This window comes from Campylobacter concisus, from assembly GCF_002092845.1.
In the GTDB taxonomy this organism is placed as follows: domain Bacteria; phylum Campylobacterota; class Campylobacteria; order Campylobacterales; family Campylobacteraceae; genus Campylobacter_A; species Campylobacter_A concisus_AQ.
This window is the reverse complement of record NZ_LVXF01000032.1, coordinates 1-699: the sequence shown is the minus strand read 5'-3', so window position 1 is coordinate 699 and position 699 is coordinate 1. Positions and strand designations below refer to the sequence as shown.

Sequence of the window (699 nt, the reverse complement as noted above, 5' to 3'; positions counted from 1 at the left end):
GGTTGATAATATCGTCATTGCTTCCAGTTATAAGGCTAGATGTTGTAATCTTAGCACCATCTACATTGATAGTATTATTACCGTTGCCTAAATTAACTCCAGAAGAATTAAGGGTAGAGCCACCTTTTAGAGTAAATACGTCCTCTTCGCCTTGACCAGTAATATTTAGTCGTTCACCTTTTGTCGCATTTAGGGTAACAGTCGTCTTATCTGATGCACTTGAGATAGGGGATGGAGTTAATATTAGCAAAGGTACACATATGGATCTAGGATTCCATAGTGATACCGCAAAAATAGGAAATAACGTTACTATAGATGACTCTGATATTTATATGGATGATGGTGATACGACTCACCAAAGTACTTTCGGTAACGATACGGTAACCATAGGAAATAACGTAACGTTTAAAAACTATGCCGACGTAAAAGGTGGTCAAGGAAAAGATACCATTACTATAGGCGATAACCTAACCCTAGACGGTAATGCCGGAATTTACGGAGACTGGGCGAAGGCGGTGGCGGAGTAAATAACGCTACTGACGGTAAAGACACGATTACTATCGGAAATAATCTAACCGTTAAGAATAACTCTACCGTAAGCGGTGGCGGCGGAGACGATGTTATCTCTATCGGTAAAAATGCAAGTATTCAAGATACTTCAACTATCGACGGCGGAGCTGGATTTGATACATTAAAAGT

The 699-nt window shown here is 39.9% G+C and carries 2 protein-coding genes; one reads left to right on the top strand and one right to left on the bottom strand.

From position 1 onward, the window contains the following. A partial coding sequence (locus tag A3854_RS09695) for a hypothetical protein (protein ID WP_219336936.1) occupies positions 1 to 250 on the bottom strand: 250 nt, incomplete at its 3' end. Between the two features lie 10 nt (positions 251 to 260). On the opposite strand from A3854_RS09695, the gene A3854_RS06125 reads away from it, so the two are divergent. Continuing rightward, a complete protein-coding gene (locus A3854_RS06125; RefSeq protein WP_084041749.1) occupies positions 261 to 527 on the top strand; it encodes a hypothetical protein in 267 nt (88 codons plus the stop codon). Positions 528 to 699: the final 172 nt, after the last annotated feature.

Excerpts from the sequence above, each read along its gene's own strand:
- A3854_RS06125 (WP_084041749.1), top strand. The coding sequence starts at position 261 with ATGGATCTAGGATTCCATAGTGATACCGCAAAAATAGGAAATAACGTT.